Source organism: Streptomyces sp. Sge12, assembly GCF_002080455.1.
Classification (GTDB): domain Bacteria; phylum Actinomycetota; class Actinomycetes; order Streptomycetales; family Streptomycetaceae; genus Streptomyces.
Window position 1 is genome coordinate 2558106 of sequence record NZ_CP020555.1, and the last position, 20153, is coordinate 2578258.

General features: G+C 73.1%; 17 protein-coding genes. 9 read left to right on the forward strand and 8 right to left on the reverse strand.

Features of this window, described 5'->3' with window-relative positions; genetic code table 11:
- Nucleotides 1–22: 22 nt before the first annotated feature.
- From B6R96_RS11010 to B6R96_RS11020, 3 genes are all read left to right on the forward strand, one after another.
- Nucleotides 23–1030: an aldo/keto reductase gene (locus B6R96_RS11010; RefSeq protein ID WP_030386805.1), complete on the forward strand. Its 1008-nt coding sequence runs from the start codon at nucleotides 23–25 to the stop codon at nucleotides 1028–1030.
- Nucleotides 1031–1255: 225 nt separating this feature from the next.
- Complete coding sequence (locus B6R96_RS11015) at nucleotides 1256–2428, forward strand: PQQ-dependent sugar dehydrogenase (protein WP_162498490.1); 1173 nt, start codon at nucleotides 1256–1258, stop codon at nucleotides 2426–2428.
- A 51-nt stretch (nucleotides 2429–2479) separates the two neighbouring features.
- Nucleotides 2480–2650 (forward strand): DUF6191 domain-containing protein, encoded by a 171-nt coding sequence (locus B6R96_RS11020; RefSeq protein ID WP_221510626.1) that lies wholly within the window; start codon nucleotides 2480–2482, stop codon nucleotides 2648–2650.
- Here the strand turns inward: B6R96_RS11020 and B6R96_RS38690 are convergent.
- From B6R96_RS38690 to B6R96_RS11045, 4 genes are all read right to left on the reverse strand, one after another.
- Nucleotides 2613–5675 (reverse strand): helix-turn-helix transcriptional regulator, encoded by a 3063-nt coding sequence (locus B6R96_RS38690; RefSeq protein ID WP_081522371.1) that lies wholly within the window; start codon nucleotides 5673–5675, stop codon nucleotides 2613–2615. The genes B6R96_RS11020 and B6R96_RS38690 overlap by 38 nt on opposite strands.
- A 418-nt stretch (nucleotides 5676–6093) precedes the next feature.
- On the reverse strand, nucleotides 6094–6690 hold the full coding sequence (locus B6R96_RS11035; RefSeq protein WP_053705359.1) for a hypothetical protein: 597 nt from the start codon (nucleotides 6688–6690) through the stop codon (nucleotides 6094–6096).
- A gap of 61 nt (nucleotides 6691–6751) precedes the next feature.
- The gene (locus B6R96_RS11040) at nucleotides 6752–9013 is read right to left on the reverse strand and encodes an MMPL family transporter (RefSeq protein WP_081522372.1); all 2262 of its coding nucleotides are present in this window, start codon (nucleotides 9011–9013) and stop codon (nucleotides 6752–6754) included.
- Between the two features lie 181 nt (nucleotides 9014–9194).
- Nucleotides 9195–9611, reverse strand: a complete 417-nt coding sequence (locus B6R96_RS11045) for a hypothetical protein (protein WP_030386812.1) — start codon at nucleotides 9609–9611, stop codon at nucleotides 9195–9197.
- Nucleotides 9612–9667: 56 nt separating this feature from the next.
- On the opposite strand from B6R96_RS11045, the gene B6R96_RS11050 reads away from it, so the two are divergent.
- The 3 genes from B6R96_RS11050 (at nucleotide 9668) to B6R96_RS11060 (ending at nucleotide 11520) form a co-directional block, all read left to right on the forward strand.
- Nucleotides 9668–10471 carry a GNAT family N-acetyltransferase gene (locus tag B6R96_RS11050; protein ID WP_053705357.1) on the forward strand — a complete coding sequence of 268 codons (804 nt, stop codon included), beginning with the start codon at nucleotides 9668–9670 and terminating at the stop codon, nucleotides 10469–10471.
- Between the two features lie 58 nt (nucleotides 10472–10529).
- A complete protein-coding gene (locus B6R96_RS11055; RefSeq protein WP_199829432.1) occupies nucleotides 10530–11030 on the forward strand; it encodes a DinB family protein in 501 nt (166 codons plus the stop codon).
- A gap of 217 nt (nucleotides 11031–11247) precedes the next feature.
- Nucleotides 11248–11520 (forward strand): hypothetical protein, encoded by a 273-nt coding sequence (locus tag B6R96_RS11060; protein WP_030386815.1) that lies wholly within the window; start codon nucleotides 11248–11250, stop codon nucleotides 11518–11520.
- 100 nt (nucleotides 11521–11620) lie between these two features.
- Here B6R96_RS11060 and B6R96_RS11065 read toward each other — a convergent pair whose 3' ends face one another.
- From B6R96_RS11065 to B6R96_RS11075, 3 genes are all read right to left on the reverse strand, one after another.
- Nucleotides 11621–12289 (reverse strand): GNAT family N-acetyltransferase, encoded by a 669-nt coding sequence (locus tag B6R96_RS11065; RefSeq protein ID WP_081522373.1) that lies wholly within the window; start codon nucleotides 12287–12289, stop codon nucleotides 11621–11623.
- 66 nt (nucleotides 12290–12355) lie between these two features.
- On the reverse strand, nucleotides 12356–12715 hold the full coding sequence (locus tag B6R96_RS11070) for a DUF1330 domain-containing protein (protein WP_081522374.1): 360 nt from the start codon (nucleotides 12713–12715) through the stop codon (nucleotides 12356–12358).
- A 123-nt stretch (nucleotides 12716–12838) separates the two neighbouring features.
- A complete protein-coding gene (locus B6R96_RS11075) occupies nucleotides 12839–13573 on the reverse strand; it encodes a siderophore-interacting protein (RefSeq protein WP_030386818.1) in 735 nt (244 codons plus the stop codon).
- A 142-nt stretch (nucleotides 13574–13715) separates the two neighbouring features.
- Between B6R96_RS11075 and B6R96_RS11080 the strand changes: the two genes are divergently transcribed.
- The 3 genes from B6R96_RS11080 to B6R96_RS11090 all read left to right on the forward strand — a co-directional run bounded on the left by B6R96_RS11080 (nucleotide 13716) and on the right by B6R96_RS11090 (nucleotide 18544).
- The gene (locus tag B6R96_RS11080; protein ID WP_237291652.1) at nucleotides 13716–15830 is read left to right on the forward strand and encodes a penicillin acylase family protein; all 2115 of its coding nucleotides are present in this window, start codon (nucleotides 13716–13718) and stop codon (nucleotides 15828–15830) included.
- A complete protein-coding gene (locus tag B6R96_RS11085) occupies nucleotides 15827–16438 on the forward strand; it encodes a GNAT family N-acetyltransferase (protein ID WP_081522376.1) in 612 nt (203 codons plus the stop codon). The genes B6R96_RS11080 and B6R96_RS11085 overlap by 4 nt, the downstream gene beginning before the upstream one ends.
- Nucleotides 16439–16654: 216 nt before the next feature.
- The gene (locus B6R96_RS11090) at nucleotides 16655–18544 is read left to right on the forward strand and encodes a protein kinase domain-containing protein (RefSeq protein ID WP_081522377.1); all 1890 of its coding nucleotides are present in this window, start codon (nucleotides 16655–16657) and stop codon (nucleotides 18542–18544) included.
- Between the two features lie 91 nt (nucleotides 18545–18635).
- Here B6R96_RS11090 and gatB read toward each other — a convergent pair whose 3' ends face one another.
- Nucleotides 18636–20147 (reverse strand): Asp-tRNA(Asn)/Glu-tRNA(Gln) amidotransferase subunit GatB, encoded by a 1512-nt coding sequence (gene gatB / locus B6R96_RS11095; RefSeq protein WP_079406196.1) that lies wholly within the window; start codon nucleotides 20145–20147, stop codon nucleotides 18636–18638.
- Between the last annotated feature and the right edge of the window lie 6 nt (nucleotides 20148–20153).

A 20153-nucleotide genomic window follows, 5' to 3' on the forward strand; every position in this document is an offset into this window, starting at 1 on the left:
GGAGCCGGAGGGGGACGCAGAGGTGGAGCGCAGGTCGATCGGGGCGGGAGCGCTGACCGTGGGCGCCATCGGCCTCGGCTGTATGCCGATGAGCTGGGCGTACGCGCCTTCGCGGCGGCGGGGGCACGAGTCGCTGGCCGCCGTGCACACGGCGCTGGACCTGGGGTCGAACCTGCTGGACACGGCCGATGTGTACGGGCCTTTCACCAATGAGCTGCTCCTCGGGCGGGTGCTGCTGGAACGGCGCTCCGAGGCGTTCGTCTCGGCCAAGGTGGGACTGCGGGCGGGTGACCAGCACGTGGTCGCGGACGGCCGGCCCGGCTATCTGCGGCGGGCCTGCGACGCCTCGCTGCGGCGGCTGCGGACCGACGTCATAGACCTCTACCAGTTGCACCGGGTGGATCCGGACGTGCCCGTGGAGGAGACCTGGGGCGCCATGGCGGAGCTGGTGGGCGCCGGCAAGGTGCGGGCGCTCGGCTTCTGCGCGCTCGGTGCCGGGGCCGGGCCGGGGGCGGGGCGCAGCGGGGACCGGGGGTACCGGACGACGCTGCGGCACCTGGAGCGGCTGCAGCAGGTCTTCCCGGTGAGCGCGGTGCAGGCGGAGTTGTCGGTGTGGTCGCCGGAGGCGGCCTGGCAGCTGCTGCCGTGGTGCGCGGCGCGCGGGGTGGGGTTCCTGGCGGCGATGCCGCTGGGCAGCGGGTTCCTCACGGGGACCCTCACGCCGGGCGAGGGCTTCGAGCCGCAGGACGTGCGGGCCCGGCATCCGCGGTTCACGGCGGAGGCGATGGCGTCGAACCAGGTGCTGCTGGCGGGGCTGCGGCGGGTGGCGCGGCGGCACGGCCCGGAGGTCACGGTCGCGCAGGTGGCGCTGGCGTGGGTGCTGGCGCAGGGGCCGCACGTGGTGCCGGTGCCGGGGGCCGACCGGGCGCCGTGGGCGGCGGAGAACGCGCGGGCGGCGGAGGTGCGGCTGTCGGCCGGGGACCTGGCCGAGATCGCGACGCTCCCGGTCGAGGTGGGAGCCTGGGACTGACCCGGATCCGGGGCCGGATCCGTGGGGGGCGGGGCCTTGGGGCGGGGCAGGGCCGGGTCCGCAACCACTCGATCGAGTGTACGAGTGGTGGAACTTCGCGAACTGCCGGAGCTGTTGAGACAGATGAAGGGCAGGATCGGAGGACCGGAAGGGAGCAGGGCGATGCGATACGGAAATTCTCCCGGGCGGGCGGGGTCGGCGGGCGCGGGCGGGCGGCGCCGGGGGATGCTGGCGGCGCTCGCACTGGCCGGCTGCGGCGCACTGCTGGCGGCGGGATGCGCGCCGGAGGGCGCCCCGGGCGCCCGGCCGGGCGACTCCCCACCGGGTAAGGCGGCGGCCGGATCGGGGTCACCGGGCCCCTCGGGCGGACCGTCCGCCTCGCCGGAGGCCACGGGCCCGCCGGCGAAGGGGACGGTGACGGTGACCGGAGAGGTCGCCAAGGGGCTGGAGTCGCCGTGGGGCGTGGCGCCCCTGCCGGGCGGGGACCTGCTCGTCGCGTCCCGGGACAAGGGGACGATCAGCAGGGTCGCCGCGGGATCGGGCGAGGTGACGCAGATCGGCAAGGTGCCGGGGGTGGCCCCGGGCGGGGAGGGCGGGCTGATGGGTCTCGCCCTGTCGCCCTCGTTCGCGTCGGACCGGCTGGTGTACGTGTACTTCACGACCGAGTCCGACAACCGCATCGCCCGGCTGCGCTATGACGAGCAGAGACCTCCCGGACAGCAACTGGGCGCGCCGGACACGGTGTTCCGGGGCATTCCCAAGGGCCTCATCCACAACGGCGGCCGGATCGCCTTCGGCCCGGACAAGATGCTCTACGCCGGCACGGGCGAGACCGGGGACAAGGGACTCGCGCAGGACAAGAAGTCGCTGGGCGGCAAGATCCTGCGGATGACCCCGGACGGCGATCCGGTGCACGGCAATCCGGAGGCGGACTCCGTCGTCTACTCCTACGGGCACCGCAATGTGCAGGGCCTGGCCTGGGACAAGGACAAACGGCTGTGGGCGGCCGAGTTCGGCCAGAACACCTGGGACGAGCTGAATCTGATCGAGCCCGGAGCCAACTACGGCTGGCCCGAGGCCGAGGGCAAGGCGGGCAGGCCCGGCTTCCGGGATCCGGTGGCCGTGTGGAAGACGGACGAGGCCTCGCCGAGCGGGATCGCCTGGGCGGAGGGTTCCGTCTGGATGGCCGGGCTGAAGGGCCAGCGGCTGTGGCGGATCCCCCTGTCCGGTGCGCAGTTGGCGGCGGAGCCGGAGGCCTTCCTGACGGGTGAGTACGGCCGGCTGCGGACGGTGGTGCCCCTGGGCGGGGACCGCATGCTGCTGGTCACGAGCGAGACGGACGGACGCGGGTCACCGGAGGCCGGCGACGACCGGGTCCTGACCCTGACGGTGCGGTGACCAGCAGGTCCCCGGCAGGGGGCGAAGGGTGTGGTGGGCGCGGTGTTCAACATGATCGAGGAGCTGTTCAACCCGGGGCGCAGGAACACGGACGAGGAGAAGAAGCGGCTGGAGCTGTCCCGGACCGACGTCAATGACAACGATCCGGGACGGGGTCCGATAGACCTCGACTCCGGCAAGGTGCTCATACGCCTCGACGAGCAGCCTCCGGACGGGGACTGACCGGGGAGGGCGCGGCGAAAAGCCGCAGCCGGTGGGCGAGGGCGGCCGCCTCGCCGCGGCCGGTGACGCCCAGCTTCGCCAGGATGTTCGAGACGTGCACGCTCGCCGTCTTCGGGGAGATGAAGAGCTCCTCGGCGATCTTCCGGTTGGTGCTGCCGGCCGCCACCAGGCGCAGCACGTCCCGCTCGCGGCTGGTGAGCCCGAGCGCCTCGACCGGGTCGGCCTCCGAGACGGGCGGGCCGGCGGCCGGGGCGGCGGCGGTCAGCGGGAGCCGGGCGCGCTGCGCCAGCAGGGCCAGGTCCTCGCGCAGCCTGCGTGCGCCGATCCGCTCGGCGGTGGCGTAGGCCTCGCGGAGCAGGGCGGCCGCGGGATCCCGGTCACCGGCGGCCAGCAGGGCTTCCGCAAGCCGGTGGCAGGCCCTGGCCAGGAGGTACGGGCGCTCCAGCGGGCGGACGGCCTTCTCCACGGCGACCCAGTCGGCGAGGGTGTCCCGGGCCTCGGCCCGCAGCAGTTCGGCCCGAACGTACTCGGCGTGGGCGGTCCACACGGGGACCGGGGTGGCGAGGGAGCGGGCGGCGGTGCGCAGCACGGTCAGGGCGGCGTCGCGGCCGTCCTCGGCGGCGGGCAGCCCCCGGGCGTCCGCCTCGGCGGAGGCGGCGGCCAGCAGCAGCGGCCAGGCGTAGCGGTGCTGCCCGAGCGGGAATCCGTAGGCGGCGGCCGCGGACATCTCGGTGCGGACGTCCGCGATCCGGCTCTCGCTCGCGGCGATTCCGATCGCGAGCCGGTACAGCGGTATCCGGTGCTGGGGCTGGGTCTCGTGGGTGCCGAAGTGGGTGTGGGCCGCGGCGAGCCGGTGGGCCGCCTCGGTCAACTCGCCCCGCGCCAGGGCCAGGTGGGCCAGCCGTACGGAGGCGGAGCCGCGCGGGGCGGCGCTCTGGCCGACGAGCAGGGTGCGCCGGGCCGCCTCGGCGGCCTCGTCCCAGCGGCCGAGGCTGTACAGGCTCTCGGCCATGTTCCCGCAGACCCAGGCCTCGCTGTCCAGGAGCCGGGACCTGCGGACCAGTTCGACCCCTTGTTCGGCCAGTTCCACGGCTTCGCGGGACCGGCCCAGGCTTTCCAACTGAGAGGTGAGATTGATATGAGCACGACCGGCCAGCATGGTGAGTCCGAGTGCCGCGGCCCGTTCCCCGACCGCCCGCATCTCGGCGAGGCCGCCCGGGGCGTCGCCGGAGTCGGTGAGCAGGGCGCCCACCGTGATGCGGGCATTGAGCTCGGTCTCCTCCGCGCCGACCATGCGCGCGTACTCGACCGCCCGTTCGGCGGCGGCGAGGTTGCCGGGGCCCGGCTTGTGGAGCATGCCCCAGCTCGCGGCCCTGACCAGGACCTCGGCGTGCACCTGGGACGGGGGCAGCCCCCGGACGAGGTCCTGCGCCCTGGCGATCTCCTCCCAGCCGTCGCCGCGCCCGAGGCCGGCGATGAGCCGGGATCGCTCGGTCCAGAACCAGGCGGCCCGCAGCGGGTCGCGGTCGTCCTCCAGTAGGCGCAGCGCCGTCTTCGTGATCTTCAGGGCGCGATCGCGTTCGCCGCCGTAGCGCGCCGCGACGGTCGCCTCGGCCAGCAGGTCGAGACGCTGGAGCGCGGTGGTGGCGGGGTCGCAGCCGCACGGAGGGTACACCTCGGTGTAGTCCGCCGGGCGGAGCGCCTCGCGGACCTCCTGGGGGGCACTGTCCCAGAGGTCCAGGCCCCGTTCCAGCAGACGCAGCTGCTCGGAGTAGGCGTGCCGGCGGCGGGCCGCGACGGATGCGGCGAGCACGGCGGGCAGTGCCTTGGCGGGGTCGTTCGCCTGGTACCAGTAGCTGGCCAGCCGGATGGCCCGTTCCTCGGCGCGGACCAGGGATCCGTCGGCCTCCATGGCCTCGGCGTAGCGGCGGTTGACGCGGGCCCGCTCGCCGGGCAGCAGGTCGTCGCTGACGGCCTCGCGGACCAGCGAGTGCCGGAAGCGGTAGCCGTCGCCGTCGGGGGTGGCGAGCAGGATGTTGGCCCCGACCGCGGCCCGCAGCGCCTCGATCAGCTCGTCCTCGGAGAGCCCGGCGACGGCGCGCAGCAGCGGGTACTCCACGGTGGAGCCGCCCTCCGCGACGATGCGCACCAGGCTCTGGGTCTCGTCGGGGAGCACCTCGACGCGGACGAGGAGGAGGTCGCGCAGGGATTCGGTGAGTCCGGTGCGGCAGCCGCTCGCCCTGGAGGCGACGAGTTCCTCGACGAAGAAGGCGTTGCCGTCCGATCGGTCGAAGACGGAGTCGACGAACTCCTCGTCGGGCTGCGCCGCCAGGATGCCGGCGAGCTGGCGGCGCACCTCGGCCCGGTTGAAGCGGGACAGTTCGATGCGCTGGACGGTGCGGAGCCGGTCGAGTTCGGCGAGGAGCGGGCGCAGTGGGTGGCGCCGGTGCACATCGTCCGCGCGGTAGGTGGCGACGATGACGAGCCGGCCGCTGACGAGGGTGCGGAAGAGGTAGGAGAGCAGGTGCCGGGTGGAGGTGTCCGCCCAGTGCAGGTCCTCCAGGACGAGGACGACGGTGCGTTCGGCGGCGAGGCGCTCCAGCATCCGGGCCGTGAGTTCGAAGAGGCGTGCGGTGCTCTCCTCGTCGTGCGGGCCGCGCGGGGTGTCGCCGAGTTCGGGGAGGATCCGCGCGAGTTCGTCCTCCTGGCCGGCGGCGGCGGTGGCCAGCTCCTGGGGCAGCAGCCGGTGCAGGGTGCGCAGGGCCGTCGAGAACGGGGCGAAGGGAAGCCCCTCCGCCCCGATCTCCACACAGCCTCCGACCGCGACGACGGCGCCGCGGCGGTCCGCCTCGCAGAGGAACTCCTCGGTGAGGCGGGTCTTGCCGACTCCGGCCTCTCCCCCGATGAGCATCGCCTGCGGTTCCCGGCCCGCTGCGCGGGTCAGTGCGTCGGTGAGTACGGCCAGTTCGTCGGCTCGGCCGACGAACACCGGGCTGACAGATCTGGTCTCCACGCCGCCGAGCATCGCACAGACGTCCTGTCCGGCGGCACTCGCCGCCGGTGGGCTTCCCCTCACGCGCTGGTTCAGGCGGTACGCGGCGCGGAGCACGCGGAGCGGGTGAACCGGCTCCGGAACGCTCTCACCGGCCTTCGCGGTTCCTGGTTCGGTGAGGAGGCGCGGTGCGCCTCGCGTGCTGCCCGGGCCGTTCGGTATGCGGCCGCCTCGCGGATGAGGTCGGCGCTGCGGACGGCGGTGACGATCTCGTACTCGAACATCTCGTGCTCCCTGGTCGCGTGTCTCGGGCACCTCGTTCGGTGTGATCCAAGATTCGCGCCCCAGCGGGTGCCGGCACATCGGTCGCATGCCGCATCTGCCCGGGGCAGGGGGCCTTAGTCCGGGGCCGTGGAGCCCCGGACCGGTCCGTGAGGACCTAAGGCACTGCCTAGACGCCCGCGCCCGCTGCCTTGGGAACGGCGAGGAGGAGGTCGAAGTACATGAGTCCGAAGAGCAGCACGCCGAGGGCGCCGAGGCCGACGCCCGCCCAGGAGACGGCCCGCACCCAGGTGGGGAGGGTGCGCTCGGGGCTGCTGAAGGCGGGCAGGGCCAGCACGAAGGTGGCGATGATCAGAGCGAGGGCGGAGAAGATGCCGTTCACCATCGCGGTGGTGTGCCACGGGTCGACGAACTGGGCGGCGATCTGCGCGTTGGCGTCGGCGGCCTGGGTCAGCTCCAGCCGGGCGGCGACGCTGGCGCGCTCGGACACGATGCCCGCGACCCAGCTGCCGCTGAGGGCGACGACGCCGAGACCCGCGGCGACGATCCCGAAGGCGGCGGACCCGACGTGGCTCGGCGGGGCGTCCTCGGCCTCGTCGTCGGCGAACGCCTCGTCGTCGTCCAGGTCCGTGTCGGAGGCCTCGCCGGTGACCGCGGAGTCTGCTTCGGCCTCGGCCGGCTGGGCGGGGGTCTCGGCCTTTTCGAGGTCGACCGGGTTGGTGTCCGCCTCGGCGGCGTTCGGGGCGGGGGTCTTCGTGGTGTCCATGCGGGGCACCGTAGGCGCCCTGTCTGAGATTTTTCTGAGAATCCGCGGGGCCGTGGCCGGATCAGCGGGAGGCGGTGGCGGGTTCCGCGCCGTCCGGGTTCGCGGCCGGGTTCGCGGCCGGGTCCGCGGCGGGCCGCTGCCTCGGAAGTGCCACGTGGGGGCGGTGTTCGGGAGGCTCGATGCTGATCCGGGGCAGGCGCCGGTCGAGCCAGGCCGGCAGCCACCAGTTGGCCCCGCCGAGCATGTGCATCAGGGCCGGGACGAGGAGGGTGCGCAGCACGAAGGCGTCGAGGGCCACGGCCGCGGCGAGCGCGATGCCGAACATCGCGATGATCCGGTCGCCGCTCAGGACGAAGGCCAGGAAGACGGAGATCATGATGACGGCGGCGGAGTTGATGACCCGGCTGGTCTCGGCGAGTCCCACGCGCACGGCCCGCCGGTTGTCACCGGTCGCCAGCCACTCCTCGTACATCCGGCTGACGAGGAAGACCTGGTAGTCCATCGACAGTCCGAACAGGACGGACACCATGATCACGGGCAGGAAGGGTTCGATGGGGCCGGCGCTGCCCAGGCCCAGCAGCTCACTGCCCCAGCCCCACTGGAAGACCGCGACCACGACGCCGAAGGAGGAGGCGACGGCGGCGACGTTCATGGCCGCCGCTTTGAGGGGGATGCCGATGGACCGGAAGGCCAGCAGCAGGAGCACGCAGCCGAGGGCGATGACCACGCCGACGAAGAGCGGCAGCTTCCCGATGATGACCTCGGCGAAGTCGTCGTAGGCGGCCGTCACACCGCCGACGTGGACCTCCATGGAGTTGCCCTGCCCGGCCCCGGGGATGACGTCCCGGCGGAGCGTGTCGACGAGGTCGCTCGTGGCCCGGGACTGCGGTGCGGAGTCGGGTACGACGGTGAAGACGGCGGTGTCGCCGCTGCGGTTGAGGACCGCGGGCCCGGTGGAGGCGACGCCCTCGGTACTGCGCAGCGCCTGCGCCAGCCGGTCCACGGCGAGCCGGTCGCCGGCGCCGTCCAGCCGGGCCACGACGGTGAGAGGGCCGTTGGTGCCGGGGCCGAATCCCTCCGCCAGCAGGTCGTAGGCCTGCCGGGTGGTGGAGCCGGCCGGATTGTTGCCCTGGTCGGAGGTGCCCAGGTGGAGGGAGAGGGTGGGCAGGGCCAGCACCACCATGACGGCGGTGGCGACCACGCCCAGCAGCTTGGGGTGCCGCTCGACGAAGGAGGACCAGCGGGCGGCGAATCCGGAGGTGTGCTCGGGCCGCGGTCCCTCGGCGGCGAGCCTGCGGCGCTCGCGGCGCGAGAGGGCGCGCATGCCGATGTACGAGAGGAGGGCGGGCAGCAGGGTGACCGAGGCGGCGACCGTCAGGACCACCGTCACGGAGGCCGCTATCGCCACGCCGTTGAGGAAGTTGAGCCGCAGCACCAGCATGCCGAGAAGCGCGATGCAGACGGTCGCACCGGCGAAGACGACGGCCCGGCCGGTGGTGGCGACGGCGTTCGCGGCCGCCTCCTGGACGGTGCTGCCGCGCGCCAGGCCCTTGCGGTGCCGGGTGACGATGAACAGCGCGTAGTCGATGCCCACGCCGAGGCCGATGAGGGTGCCGAGCATCGGGGCGAAGTCGGCGACCGGCATCGCGTGGCCGAGGAGGGTGATGCCGAAATAGGCGGTGCCCACGCTGACCAGGGCGGTCGCGATGGGCAGCAGGCTCGCGGCGAGCGAGCCGAAGGCGAGGAAGAGCACCAGGGCCGCGACGGCGACGCCGATGACCTCGGCGAGGTGCGCGGTGGGGGCCTCGGTGAGCTGGATGGCCCGGCCGCCCAGTTCGACCTGGAGTCCGCCGGCTTCGGTGGTGGCGTTCTTCGCCGCGTCGACCACCGCCCTGGCCTGCGCCTTGGGTACGGAGTCCGCCTGTTCGTCGAAGGTCACCACGGCGTAGGCGGTCCGCCCGTCGGGACTGATCCGTGCGGCGTTCTCGGGGCCCGGGCCGTAGGGGCCGGCGACCGATCCGACGCCGGGGAGTTCGGCGACGGCGTCGAGGGCCCGGGTCATGCGCTGCTCGATGTCCGGGGTGCGCACGTTCTGCCGGTCCGGGGCCCGCCACACGATGGTGTCGGTGTCGCCGCCCTGGCCGTGGAAGCCCTCGCGCAGGAGGGCGTTCGCCCGGCCGGACTCGGTGCCGGGGACCTCGTAGTTGTTGGAGAACGCCGATCCGGCGGTCACTGCGGCAGCCGCGGTCCCGCCGAGTGCGAGCAGCCAGATGAGCACGGCGAAGAGACGGTGGCGCATGCACCAGCGTGCGATTACAGCCAACGGACGTGCTCCCTGGTGGTTCGGATCTTTACCGGGAGTCAGCCCGCCGCAAAGAACGCATGAACGCGTGAAGGCCCGGCCGAGGGGCCCGGGGGATCACCCCGGGAGGGTTCGGCCCAGATGGTCTACACCCTCCACGATCTCAGCGTTTCGTGATCGTTGGCCCTATTCGTGTGCATTGTCACAGCGCCGGCCGACCCGACTGCGCGGCCTCCCACTGCTCTTGGGGCTCGTCCACCCGGTAGCCGGGGATCGAGGGCCAGCGGACGGTGAGGACCACGGCGTCCTCCTCCGCGTACCAGGAGTGGTCGACGCCGCGCCCCCACAGCACGTAGTCCCCCTGCTCGGCGAGGACGACGGTACGCCCCGGGAACTCCAGCCGGAAGCGGCCGCTGATCAGCACCAGCAGCGCGGTGCGCTTCTCGGCGGTCGCCCACCGCTCCCGCTCGTCGCCCTTGGGGTGGACACCCCATTTGATCTCGACGTCCTCGCTGTGGCGGGGATCGGAGGGGTCCTTGAAGTGGCCCAGGAGCCAGCCGCGGTCGGCGGCGGCGTCGGGGGTGGCCTTACCGGTGTAGATGGCGGAGTCGTGATTCACGCAGGTGAGGCTAATGCAGTTGTCGTGACCGCCCGGACCCTGGTGAGCTGGGGGCCATGACGATCGATCTTGATGAACTGATGAAGGTGCGGGCCCACTTCGACGCCGAGGTGCGCGAGGGTGCACAGGCGGACGCCCCGCACGCGAGCGTGGAGCGCGCGGGAGCCGTCGTACGGCACTCGGTGTCCGGGCTCGGGTGGAACGGCGTGCTGTGGTCGGACCTCGACGAGGAGACGGCGGACGCGGAGATTGCGGCGCAGGTGGCCTTCTTCGAGGGGCGCGGCGCTCCGGAGTTCGAGTGGAAGCTGTACGGCCACGACCGGCCGGCGGACCTCGGCGACCGGCTGCGCGCGGCGGGCTTCGTGCCGGAGCCGCCCGAGACGCTGATGGTGGGCCTGACGTCCGAGCTCGCGAAGCTGCCGGTGGAGCCGCCGGAGGGCATCACGCTGCGGGTGGTGACGGACGAGGCCGGCGTCGACCTGATGATGGAGGTCCATGCGGGCGCCTTCGGGACGGAGCGGCCGCGGATCCGGGAGCAGCTGCTCAGCAGGTTGCGCGAGGAGCCGGAGACCATCGCCGCTGTGCTCGCGATGGCGGGCGACACCCCGGTGAGCGCGGCCCGGATGGAGATGCGGCCGGGCAAGGCCTTCGCGGGCCTGTGGGGCGGCGGTACGGTCCCGCAGTGGCGCGGCCGCGGCATCTACCGGCTGCTGGTGGCCCACCGCGCCCGCGTGGCGGCGGAGCTCGGCATCCCGTACCTCCAGGTCGACGCGTCGGACGACAGCCGTCCGATCCTGGAGCGCCTGGGCTTCGGGGTGTTGGGCGTGACGGTGCCGTACCTGTGGACCGCCGCCTCGTAGCGCAGCGGTCCGCGCCGCCGGGTTCCCCCGCCTCGCAGCAACCGGCAGGATCGTGACCATGGAACGCATCAGCCCGCCCCTGACCGGCGACGAACGCGAGACCCTCCGGACCTTCCTCGACTACCACCGGGCCACTCTCGCCCTGAAGTGCGAGGGCCTGGGCGACGAGGAACTGCGCCGCTCCTCGATGCCGCCCTCCACCCTGTCCCTGCTGGGGCTGGTCCGGCACATGGCCGAGGTCGAGAGGCACTGGTTCCGCCGCGTCGTCGACGGACAGGACCTCCCGCACCTGTGGTCGGACACCCACGACTTCCAGGCGGCCTACGACGCCTCCGACTGCACCCGCGCCGAGGCCTTCGCGGCCTGGGAGGGCGAGGTCGCACACGCCCGCCGCATCGAGGCCGCCGCCGAGTCCCTGGACGTGACCGCGTACGTGCCGAGCTGGAAGGAGGAGGCCTCGCTGCGCCTGGTGATGCTCCACCTCATCCACGAGTACGCCCGCCACAACGGGCACGCCGACTTCCTCCGCGAGGGGATCGACGGCACCACCGGCGCCTGAAGGGCTCCGAGCTGGGAGAACGGCTCCAGCGGGTGCGTGCGGCAGAGGGCTGCTCTAGCGTCGGACGAAGGAGGGGATTCCCTGCCGAGCCGGTCCGGGCCCGGGGACCCGGCCCCTGCGGCCGCGGTCGGACCGTGTGCGCTCGGCGCTGTTGTGCGCGGATCCGGCACCTGAAGGTCCCGGGCCGCGCGACGATCCCGGAGAGCAGGTGCGTCCCATGCGCACGTCGACCCGTATCGCAGGTGTCCTCAGCGGCCTGACCCTCGTACTCGGTGGCGCGGCCTTCGCGGCCCCCGCCGCCCACGCGGACGTCTCGGCCTGCATCAACCAGGTCGAGCGGGAACTACAGGGCGGCGAGGCCCCGGAGTCCGTCCGGGCGGCGTGTTCCGCCGGGTACTCCGGTCAGCACGAGCAGTGCGTGAGCGGACTGACCAAGGGCGGTGTGACCAACGGGACCGCGGTGAGCGCCTGCAAGGTGTCCGCCCAGTAGCCGGCTCGGGCCGCCGCGCTCACGCCGAGCGACCGCCGGGATCCCGCCGGGCCGGTCCTGATCGCCGATCAGGACCGGCGATCAAGCCGGCGATCAGGGATCAGGTGTCGGACGAGTCCGGCCCCCGTACCGCGCCCGTCAGCGGGGCCAGTGTGCGCCAACCCATCGTCTCGTACAGGGCCCGGCCGTCCGGCGTCGCGCCCAGCACGCCTGCGGTGGCGCCCTGCTCGGCCGCGGCTGCGGTGAGCCTGGCCATCACCAGGCGGCCCAGGCCGCGGCGCTGGTGGGCCGGGTCGGTCTCCACCTGGTCGACGACGGCGCCGAGGCCGGTGACGGCGACCTGTCCGCGCGCGGCGAAAGCGCCGTCGGCGGTGCGCACCAGGGCGCGGGTGACGCCGGCCCGGGTCCAGGTGTCCAGACGGTAGCCGTCGGGTGCTCCGGGCCGGGCTCGGGTGGGGGCGACGGGCAGCGAGGCGGACATCAGGTAGCCGGCTCCGCCGGCGAGGTGCCAGCCGGGGGCGAGCCAGGCTTCCAGGATCTCCGGCGGGACGAGTGCCTTCAGCCAGACGCCGGGCGCGCTGGCGTGCCCGGTGACCCGGCGGACGGTCACCTCGTCCGCGGAGTGCAGGACGTGGCGCATGACGTGTCCGGCCAGGCCGACGTCGATGGTGAAACCCCAGGCGCGGGGCACCGGTTCGGCTGCGCCGCGCGAAAGGGTCCAACCGTGGACCCATGCCCGTGCGGCCTCGGCCGTGTGCGCGAAAGCCATCTTTCCCCCCGAGTCGGTAATAGACGAACTCGTTTGATGATTATTACATCAGGGGGTCGTGGCGGATCATGGAGTACGCCTCGCCCGGCCGGCTTCCGCCTGCAGCGTGCGGGCCCGTTCGGCCGGGTGGTAGTCCGGCCCGACGCCCTCGATCAGCAGGAGGTCGCCCTCGATGTGGTCGGTCCGCAGGTGGAGGATGGCCCGGTAGGCCGGAGAGTCGTACCAGGCGCGGGCCTCGGCCAGGCCGGGGAACTCGATCAGCACCATGCTGCCGGGCCACGCGCCCTCCACGACTTCGGCGGGCGGACCGTGGATGACGAAGCGGCCCGCGAAGGGGTCGAGGGTCGCCTGGATGCGCTCCAGGTACTCGATGACGTCGGAGTGATTGCGGCGGCTGCGGAGATGGGCGAATCCGTAAGCGGGCATCACGGGGCTCCCTCGTTGCGGGCGGGGTGGGTGATGACCGCGAACGTAGCCGAGGGCCGTCGGCCACGGCGATTACCCCGGAGGTAATGGCCGCGACCGCCGACCGGTCGGATCGGCGCGCCCTCAGGCCCCCGGCCGCCAGTAGCCCAGCGCGTTCACCCGGTGCTTGGGCAGCGCGAGTTCCTTGCGCAGGTACGCCGTCAGGGCGCGCGTCGTCACCGTGTCGCACGCCAGCCACACGTACGCCGACTCCGGGTCCCCGACCAGTTCGGGGAGTTCGGACCGCACCCGGTCGGCCAGCGCCGTGCCGTCGCGCCGCACCCGGCGGATGTCGTGCCGGCCCTGCTCCACGCGCATCGGCAGCTGCGCGTCCGAGTCGTGCTGCGTCTCGAACCAGATCGTCGCCGGCGTCTGCGGGTACGTGTCCAGCAGCGAGTTGATCGCCGGCAGGGACGCGGCGTCCCCGATGACGAGCAGCCGCTGCGGAGCGGGCTCCGGGGCGGTGAAGCCGGTGCCCTGGACGGTCGCGTCGACCGTGTCGCCGGGCTTGGCGTCGCGCGCCCAGGCACTGGCGACGCCGTCGTGCAGGGCGAACTCGAAGCTGAAGGTGCCCGCTTGCGGGTCCGGGTCCACGAGCGTGTAGGCCCGCTGGTGCGGCTTGCCCGCACCCTGGAACCAGACGCGCACCCACATCGTCGGATGCAGCGACTCGCCGGCGGCCGCCAGCAGCCCGCCGTCCGTGAAGCTCACCCGGCGGTAGTCCTCCGTAAGGTCTTCCGCTCCCGTGACCGTGAACGTGAAGTCCTTGCCCCGCATGAGCTTGAGGACCACGCCCTCCCAGCCCTTGCTGACAGCCATGTCCCACCCCTCCCCTGACACCCCTATAGTTAGGTCAGCCTAACCTAAACGCACGTCGGGGAAGAGTGTGAGCAGCGTGAGCAGTGCCAGCAGCGAGAGCGGCGACGCCCGGTCGGACGGAACGGACCGGGGTGAGCCCCGCGTGGAGACCCCGGAATCCTACGGTGTCCACCGCGACCAGTGGGGCATCCCCCACCTCCGCGCCGCCGACGAACTCGGCCTCGTCCACGCCCAGGGCCGCGTGACCGCCTACGACCGCGCCTGGCAACTGGAGGTCGAACGGCACCGGGCCGAGGGTTCCAGTGCCTCCTTCCTCGGTGCGGACTCCGTCACCTGGGACCGCTTCGCCCGCCAGTCCCGGCTGGCCGACACCGCCCGCCGCTGCTACGAGGCCATGGAGGCCGACGACCCGGCCACCGCCGCCTGGGTCGGTGCGTACGTGGACGGCGTCAACGACGGGCTCGCCGCCGGCGCCGCCCGCGACGAGCGCTTCGCGCGCACCGGCCTGACCCCCTCCCCCTGGGAGCCGTGGGTGCCGCTCGCCATCTGGATCGCCACGCACATCCTGTTCGCCGGCTTCGCCACCAAGCTGTGGCGCGAGCGCGTCGCCCGCGCCCTCGGCGACGAGGCGGTCACCCTCTTCGCCACCGACGGCCCCGGCACCGCCGGCAGCAACGGCTGGCTGGTGCCGGGCGACCGCACCACCTCCGGCTCGGCGATCATCGCGGGCGACCCGCACCGGTTCATCGAGGACCCGGGCGTCTACCAGCAGATACGTCTCGCCTGCCCGGACTACGACGTCCTCGGCCTCGCCGTCCCCGGTGTTCCCGGCCTCGGCCACTTCGGCCACACCGGCACCGCCGCCTGGGCGATCACCAACGCGATGTCCGACTACCAGGACCTGTACGTCGAGCAGTTGCGCCGCAGTGCCGACGGCGCCGTCGAGGCCCTCGGCGCGGACGGCGCCTGGGAGCCCGTCACCCGCCACACCGAGACCATCACCGTCTCCGGCGGCGAGGACGTCGAGGTGGAGATCCTGGAGACCCCCCGCGGTCCCGTGATCATCCACGCGGACGGCGACCTCGGGGCCGACGCCGACGCCGAGGCGCACGCCGACGGCAGCGCCCAGACCCTCTCCCTGCGCTACCCGCCCCGGGTCCGCCGGGACCTCGGCTTCGCCGCCCTCCCCGCGCTCCTGCGCGCCCGCACCGTCGCCGACATCGACCGCGCCTTCGACGACTGGGCCGAGCCGGTCAACGTCGTCCACGCCGCCGACACCGAGGGCGGGCTGCTGCACCGCGTCGCGGGCGCCGTACCGCTGCGCCACCGCACCAACCGGCTGCGCCCCGTGCCCGCCTGGGACCCGCAGCACGCCTGGCAGGGCTGGGCCCCGACCCCCGCCGAGCCGGTGCAGGGCTTCGCCGTCATGGCCAACGCGCGCGGGATCGCCTCCCCCCTCGGCGTGGAGTTCGCTCCCCCGCACCGCGCCAACCGCATCCGCGAGCTGCTCAGCGGCTCCGCGGACTGGTCCCCGAAGGCGATGGCCGACGTACACCGGGACACGCACCTGGCCTCGGCCGCACCCCTGCTCGCGCTGCTGCCCGGCTTCGAGGACCTGACCCCGGCGGCGCAGGCGCTGCGTACCCGGCTGCTGGCCTGGGACCGGCACATGGCGGCCGACAGCACCGACGCCACCGTCTTCTCGGCGTTCCGCAGCGCGACCGTACGCCGCTTCGCCGCCGACCCGGTCTTCGAGGGGCTGTGGGGCGCGCCCACCGGCCCGGACGTCTTCCACCCGTGGCTGTACCTGGTCCCGAAGGTCGGCTACGCCCTCGAAGGGCTGCTCACCACCTCCCTCGTGCCCGGCCTCGACCGTGCGGCGCACGTCCGGGCCGCGCTGGAGGAGACGGCCGCGGCCGGCACCCCCGACACCCCCTGGTCCGAGGTGCACCGCCTGACCCCCTGGCAGGCCGTGCCCGACCCGGAGGCCACGCAGTGGCCCGGTCTCGGCGGCGACCACGACTGCGTGAACGCCACCTCCACCGTCCCCGGTTTCACCGACCTCACCGCCCGCGCGTCGGCCGCCCGTTACGTATGGGACCTCGCCCGCCGCGAGGACAGCCTCTGGGCGGTCCCGCTGGGCGCGGACGGTGTCACCGGCTCCCCCCACCACCGCGACCAGCTGCCCCTGTGGGCCCGGTGCGAACTCGTCCCCGTCGTCACCGACTGGTCCCGTCTCGCCAAGGAATCGATATGACCTCCGCCGCCTCCGCCGGACAGTCCGTGCACACCCGGGTCGTGGAGGGCTTCGGGACCGTCACCCTCACGCCCGTCGACCCGGCCGCCGACTCCGCGCTGATCCACAGCTGGGTCACGCAGGAGCGGGCCCGCTTCTGGGGCATGGGCGAAGCCAGCCGCGAACTGGTCCAGGAGATCTACGAGGACATCGACCGCCGCACCACCCACCACGCCTTCATGGTCAGCCGCGACGGTGAGCAGGTCGCGCTGTTCCAGACGTACGACTGCGCCGAGGACCGCGTCAGCGAGTGCTACGAGGTCCGGCCCGGGGACGTCGGCGTGCACCTGCTGGTCGGTCCGGCCAAGGGGACGGCCGAGCGCGGCTTCACCGGGGCCCTGATGGCCGTCTTCATGGGCTTCGTGTTCTCCGACCAGGCCGCGCGGCGCGTGATCGTCGAACCGGACGCCCGCAACACCAAGGCGATCGCCCGCATGGAGCGCACCGGCTTCGTGCTCGGACCGGAGGTCGTCCTTCCGGAGATCGACCTGCCGGAGGTCTACCTCCCGGCGAAGCCGGCCCGGCTGGCGTTCTTCAGCGCTCCGGAGGACGCGTCGGCAACCGGCTGACCCGAGCCGCCCCTTCGACCGGGCGTCCGGCGAACGGAACCGCCCCCGGGGCGGTTCCGTGAGCCGGGCGCCCGGCGGCGTGTCCGGGCGCGGATGCTCCCCGGCGCTCGCGGACGGAAAGAGCGAACCCCCACGGGGATTCCCCATTCCGATTGACCACGCACGTCTCCCCCCGGGAAGCTGATGCCCTCTCAAAGCACCTTGAGGTGAGGGACATTGACCAGTCAGAACCTGCACATCGGTCCGGACTCGGCGGCCGACCGGTACCGCCTGCTGCGCTCGATCGGGCGCGGCGGGGAGGCCGTGCTCTATCTCGCGGAGATCGAACTCGCCGGTGGATCCGAGCCCGTGGTCGTCAAGGTGCTCGACTCCAAGACGACCATCACGCCGGACATCTTCGACCGGATCAGCCAGAAGTGGAACGAGCAGGCGGAGCTGCTGCGGTTCGTGCACCGGCCCGGTGTCGTGGGCGTGCGCGAGCACTTCGAGGGGCCGCCGATCCACCGGCCCGGGGAGTCCTCGACCCTGACCGGGCGCGCGCTCGTCCTCGTCATGAACCACGTGGACGGCCTCGACCTGCGGGACTGGCGGGCCGAGCGGACCCTGGCCACCGCAGCGGAGCGGCGTGAGGTGATGCGCACGCTGGAGCAGCTGGCGGACGTACTGGACTGGCTGCACTCGGGGAAGGCCACCCCGTCCGGGCGCCAGGTCGTCCACGGCGACCTCTCCCCCGGCAATGTGATGGTCGACGCGTACGGGCAGGCCACCCTGGTGGACTTCGGCCTGAGCAAGCTGACCGCCGACCACCAGACGGCCGAGGTCTGGTTCACCCCGGGCTACGCGGCGCCGGAGGTCTTCGACGGCAAGCGGACCCCGGGCACGGACCGGTACGCCTTCGGGGCGATCGCGTACTTCCTGCTGAGCGGGCAGTCCCCGCCCGCCACGCCGGAGCAGCTGGCCCAGGCGCTGACCGCGCTGCCGCAGATCGCCGTGCTGGACGCCGAGCAGCGGGCACGGATCACCGCGATCTACGCGGCCGATCCGGGGAAGCGGCCGGTGAGCCTGGCCGGCTGGATGAAGGACGTCCGCCACGCGGTGGTGTCCACAACCACCGCGACCTCGCAGCCGGCCGCGCAGCAGGCCCCGCCGAGGCCGGCCGCCCCACCCCCGCCGGCGGCCGCACCGGCCGTGGTCCCGCCGCAGCCGTCGACCCCACCGCCGGCGTACACCCCGACCGTGCAGCCGACCGCGCCGGTCGAGGCGGACCGGCCGGTCGAGCCCGTGCGGACGGAACCGGCGACCGCCCCGGCGCCCGCGCCCACGCCGGCCAGCGCCCCCGTCCCCGCCCCGCAGCCGGACCCCTCCGCGGTGCCCGCCGGGTACGGGCCCACGTACAACCTGAACCCGTCCCCCGCCCCGGCGCCCCCACCCCCGAAGAAGAAGCGGCGGACCGGCCTGATCATCGGCTCGGTGGCCGCGGTCCTGGTGCTGGCCGGCCTCGCGGTGGTCGGCGTACGGCTCCTGGGCGACAAGGACAAGGAGAACACCGCGGCGAGCGGGAAGCCGGGCGGGGCGAGCGCGCCGCAGACGTCACCCTCCGCCGCCGCCTCGGCCTCGGCGAGCACGTCCACCGACCCCACGCCCTCCGGTTCGACTCCCGAGAGCTCCGCCGGTCCTGACGCCTCGTCGAGCCCCGGCGGCCCGGGCTCGGTCAAGGACAGCGACGTGGCCGATCTCACCGTGCTGTCGTCCGTCGGACAGGTCCGGCACTTCGACGTGGGCTCGGCCAAGCTGAACACGAAGGAGTACGGGGCCGCCCTCATCGGCAGCTGCTACTACGGTGCGACGGTCGAGTACGACGTCAACCGCGCCTGGTCCACCCTGGAGTTCACCGCGGGCATCGACGACGGCTCGACCATGGAGCAGGCCCGCGTGACCATCTCCGTGGACGACAAGCCCGCGATCTTCTCCGAGGCCGTCCACCTGGGCAAGCCGGTCACCAAGTCCCTGGACATCAAGGGGGCCCTGCGCCTGCGGCTGAAGGTGGAGGAGGGCTGCAAGGACACCGGCAGCGCCGTCATCGCCGCCCCGGTCCTCAAGCGCTGACGGAACCCGGCCCGCCGGGCGTCCCGAACGGCGACGGCCCCGCGCCGGGGGGACCGGGGCGGGGCCGTCGTCGTGTGCTGCGTGCCGAGGGTTACTCGGAGACGCCCAGGCGCTCCAGGATGAGCTCCTTGACGCGCGCGGCGTCGGCCTGGCCGCGGGTGGTCTTCATGACCGCTCCGACCAGCGCGCCGACGGCGGCGATCTTGCCGCCGCGGATCTTGTCCGCGATGGCCGCGTTGCCCGCGATGGCCTCGTCCACGGCCGCGCCGAGCGCGCCCTCGTCCGAGACGACCTTCAGGCCGCGCTTCTCGACGACCTCGTCCGGGGTGCCCTCGCCGGCGAGAACGCCTTCGAGGACCTTGCGGGCCAGCTTGTCGTTGAGCGAACCGTCCGCTACCAGTGCCGCGACCCGGGCCACCTGCACCGGGGTGATCGGCAGCTCGTCGACGACGACGCCCTGCTCGTTGGCGTTGCGGGCCAGCTCGCCCATCCACCACTTGCGTGCGGCGGCCGAGTCGGCACCCGCCTCGATGGTGGCGACGATGGAGTCCACCGCGCCCGCGTTGAGGATCGACTGCATGTCGTGCTCGGTGACGCCCCACTCCTCGCGGAGCCGGTTGCGGCGTACGCGCGGCATCTCGGGCAGACCACCGCGCAGCTCCTCGACCCAGTCGCGGGCCGGGGCGACGGGGACCAGGTCGGGCTCCGGGAAGTACCGGTAGTCCTCGGCGTTGTCCTTGATGCGGCCGGCCGTGGTGGAGCCGTCCTCCTCGTGGAAGTGCCGGGTCTCCTGCACGATCGTGCCGCCCGACGAGAGCACCGCCGCGTGGCGCTGGATCTCGAAGCGGGCCGCGCGCTCGACGGAGCGCAGGGAGTTGACGTTCTTGGTCTCCGAGCGGGTGCCGAACTCGGACTCGGGGGTCGGGCGCAGCGACAGGTTCACGTCGCAGCGCATCTGGCCCTTGTCCATGCGGGCCTCGGAGACGCCGAGCGCCTTGATGACCTCGCGCAGCTCGGCGACGTACGCCTTGGCGACCTCGGGGGCCCGCTCGCCCGCGCCCTCGATGGGCTTGGTGACGATCTCGATGAGCGGGATGCCGGCGCGGTTGTAGTCCAGCAGGGAGTGGGACGCGCCGTGGATACGGCCGGTGGCGCCGCCGACGTGCAGCGACTTGCCGGTGTCCTCCTCCATGTGGGCGCGCTCGATCTCCACGCGGAAGATCTCGCCGTCCTCCAGCTGGACGTCCAGGAAGCCGTTGAAGGCGATGGGCTCGTCGTACTGGGAGGTCTGGAAGTTCTTCGGCATGTCCGGATAGAAGTAGTTCTTCCGGGCGAAGCGGCACCACTCGGCGATCTCGCAGTTCAGCGCGAGACCGATCTTGATGGCCGACTCGACGCCGATCGCGTTGACGACCGGCAGGGAGCCGGGCAGACCGAGGCAGGTCGGGCAGGTCTGCGAGTTGGGCTCGGCGCCCAGCTCGGTGGAGCAGCCGCAGAACATCTTGGTCTTGGTGCCGAGCTCGACATGGACCTCGAGGCCCATGACGGGGTCGTACGACGCGAGGGCGTCTTCGTACGACAGCAGTTCGGTGAAGGTGGTCACGGTGAA